Raw genomic sequence first — 3,141 nt, forward strand, 5'->3', positions numbered from 1 at the left:
ACGGTGGGGTGGGAGGTGCCCGCGCTGCTGGCGTTCGCGGCGGTGTTCGTGGGGCTGGCCGCGTTCAGCGTGAGCCGCCGCGAGTAGTCGCGAACCGTGTGTCGGTGGACTTGCCCGGTGCCTTCCACTACGACGGCGGGCACCGCATCACGAAGAATCCTCCAGAGGAGACCGCCTCATGAAGCTGCGTCTGTTTGGCTTGTCGATGGTCGGTGTCGCGGGGCTGCTGGCCCTGCCCGCGTGCAAGAAGGAGGATGCACCCACGCCCCCCGCCGCGGCTCCGGCGGCCCCCACGCAGCAGGCCGTGCCTCCGGCTCCCACGGCGGGAGCGGGGACGGGCGAGGCGGCGGCCCCGGCGGCGCCCGCGGGCAACGGCGTGGTGAAGGGCACGGTGTCGTTCACCGGCACGCCGCCGGTGATGGCGGACCTGGCGCCCAGCGTGGACCCCGCGTGTGACGGGCGGCCGGAGAAGGAGCAGACCGTGCTGGTGAAGGACGGCAAGCTCCAGAACGTGCTGGTGCGCGTGAAGGGGCCGGTCGCGGGTGCGCCCGCGGCGCCGTCCACGCCGGTGGAGGTGGACCAGTCCAAGTGCACCTACGTGCCGCGCGTGCAGGGCGCGGTGGCGGGCCAGCAGGTGGTGTTCAAGAACAGCGACGGCACGCTGCACAACGTGCGCGGCGTGGTGGGCACGAAGCCCCTGTTCAACGTGGCGCAGCCGCCCATGGGCGCGCCGGTGCAGAAGCCGATGCCCACGGACTCGGAGGTGATGCGCCTCAAGTGCGACGTGCACCCGTGGATGACGGCCTACGTGGTGAGCAACCCCAACCCGTACTTCGCCACCACCGGCGCGGACGGCGCCTTCACGCTGACGGGCCTGCCCGCGGGCACGTACACGCTGGAGGCGTGGCACGAGACGCTGGGCACGAAGACGGCGGAAGTCACCGTGAAGGACGGCGCGCCCGCGGAGGCGACGTTCTCCTTCGCCGCGACGGACGCGCAGGCGAAGCAGTAGGCCGCAAGGGGAGGGGGCTGCTCGCGCGGCCCCTTCACCCGTGGGTGTTCGACGAGGGCCCTGGCGGTCCGGCCTTGCGCACCGTGAAGCCCACGCGCGCGCCGCCGGAGGGCCGGTTCTCCGCGAAGGTCTCACCGCCGTGGGCCTTGGCGATTCGCTGCACCAGCGCGAGCCCCAGCCCCAGCGAGCCGGCCTCGCGCGCCTCGCCGCCCCGGTCCTTGCGGTAGAACGGCTGGAAGATGCGCTTCTCCTCGCCGGGCAGCAGGCCCGGGCCCCGGTCCTCCACGCTGAAGGCCAGGTGCTCCTTCCCGTGCTCCTGGATGCGCAGCGCCTCCACGCCCACGCCGTGCTTGCGCGCGTTGTCCAGCAGGTTCACCAACGCCCGGCCCAGCAGCGTCGCGTCCGCCATCAGCGCCATGTCGTCCGTCTCCGGCTGGAGCAGCGTCGCGGACAGCCCCACGCGCTCCAGCGCCTGCGCCGCGAGCACGCCCGCCTCCAGCGCCTTGGGCGTGAGCTGCCCGAAGTCCAGGCGGGAGCTGGCCAGCAGCTCGCCCACCAGCGCGTCCAGCTCCACCACCTCGCGGTCCACCTGGTCCAACGTGCGCGGGTTGCCCCCGCCGTCGCGCAGGAGCTCCGTCAGCACCCGCAGCCGCGCCAGCGGCGTGCGCAGTTCGTGCGACACCGCCGCCAGCAGCTCGCGCTGATCCGCCAGCTGCTTCTCGATGCGCGCCGCCATGTCGTTGAAGGACTCGGCGAGCACCGCGAACTCGCCGGTGGCGTGGCGGTCCAGGCTCGCCCGCGCGCCCAGCCGGCCCTCGCCCAGCTCCTGCGTGGCCTTCACCAGCGTGTCCACCGGCCGCGCCAGCCGGAACGAGATGCCGCCCGCCGCCGTCCACAGCACCAGCACCGCGATGCCCAGCGGCAGCACGGCGCGCCAGGGGCCCCGCGAGCGGGCTTGGAGATAGCAGGCCTGCAAGGACCCCAGCTGCGTGTCCTGCCGCATCACCGGGAGGGTCGCGTCCGGCTTCGAGCACGGAGCGCCGCCCCGGGCCACCACCGCGCCGGACAGGTCCGTCAGCACGACGTCCACGTCCAGGTCGTCGGAGATGCTCCGCATCAGGGCGTCGCGCTCGGAGGGTGCGTCCCACACGTCCGCGAACTGGTGACCCACGAACGTGCGGATGCGCTCCGTCTCCTGCCGCCAGCCGTTGCCGCCGGTCAGGTTCATCACCGACCACACCACCAGCACCGTCACCAGGATGGTGAGCCCGAACATGACGAACAGCCGCCGCCGCAGCCGCGCCTGCACGTAGGAGCCCAGCCGGCCCAGGTGGAACATGCGCCGGCGGCGGGCGTGGGCCTGGGCGTGGCGGCCGAACCTCCGCCGCAGCTCCGGCCCGCAGGGCCCGTCCTCGGGGGGAGGCGGCCAGTGGCGGTGGCCCCAGCCCATCAGGCGCCCTCCTTGGCGAAGACGTAGCCCACGCCGCGCACCGTCTTGATGAGGCGCGTGCCCACGTCCCCCAGCTTCTGGCGCAGGTGGGAGATGTGCACGTCCACCGTGCGCTCGCTCACCACCGTGTCGTTGCGGCCCGCCTCGCCCAGGAGCGCGTCGCGGGGAATCACCCGGCCCGCCCTGCGCACCAGCGCGAGCAGCAGGTCGAACTCCAGGCCCGTCAGCTCCACCGCGCGCCCCTCCACCTTCACCTCGCGCCCGGACACGTCGATGGAGACCCCGCTCGACTCAATCCGGTCCGCCACCGCCGCCGGCTGCGCCCGCCGCAGCACCGCGCGCAGGCGGGCGAGCAGCTCGCGCGGGCCGAAGGGCTTGGGCAGGTAGTCGTCCGCGCCCAGCTCCAGCCCCACCACGCGGTCCGTCTCGTCGCCCTTGGCGGTGAGCATCAGCACCGGGATGCGGCTCTTCGCCCGGATGCGCTTGCACACCTCCAGGCCGTCCATGCCCGGCATCATCACGTCCAGGAGCACGGCGTCGTAGGCGTTCGCCTCCAGCGCCGCCAGCCCGCGGCCCCCGTCGGGCGCGTGGCTGACGGTGATGCCGTTCTGCCCGAGGTACTCCGCGAGCAGCTCGAACATCCGGGTGTCGTCATCGATGAGCAGGACGCGGGTGGGCA

3 protein-coding genes are annotated in these 3,141 nt (G+C 73.4%); 1 reads left to right on the forward strand and 2 read right to left on the reverse strand.

The annotated features are described in order from the left end of the window. Positions 1-178 precede the first annotated feature (178 nt). Entirely contained in the window at positions 179-1,012 is an 834-nt protein-coding gene (locus D7V80_RS40535; protein ID WP_120593102.1) for a carboxypeptidase regulatory-like domain-containing protein, read from the forward strand. Between the two features lie 34 nt (positions 1,013-1,046). On the opposite strand, the gene D7V80_RS43790 is transcribed toward D7V80_RS40535, so the two are convergent. Further along, positions 1,047-2,462 carry a HAMP domain-containing sensor histidine kinase gene (locus D7V80_RS43790; protein WP_120593103.1) on the reverse strand — a complete coding sequence of 472 codons (1,416 nt, stop codon included), beginning with the start codon at positions 2,460-2,462 and terminating at the stop codon, positions 1,047-1,049. Further along, positions 2,462-3,141: response regulator transcription factor (locus D7V80_RS40545; protein ID WP_147439772.1), on the reverse strand; the 680-nt coding region annotated here is incomplete at its 5' end. The genes D7V80_RS40545 and D7V80_RS43790, both read right to left, overlap by 1 nt.

Source organism: Corallococcus sp. CA054B (assembly GCF_003611625.1).
In the GTDB taxonomy this organism is placed as follows: domain Bacteria; phylum Myxococcota; class Myxococcia; order Myxococcales; family Myxococcaceae; genus Corallococcus; species Corallococcus coralloides.

Coding starts and splice junctions, on each gene's coding strand:
- D7V80_RS43790 (WP_120593103.1), bottom strand. CDS start 2,462: ATGGGCTGGGGCCACCGCCACTGGCCGCCTCCCCCCGAGGACGGGCCC.
- D7V80_RS40535 (WP_120593102.1), top strand. CDS start 179: ATGAAGCTGCGTCTGTTTGGCTTGTCGATGGTCGGTGTCGCGGGGCTG.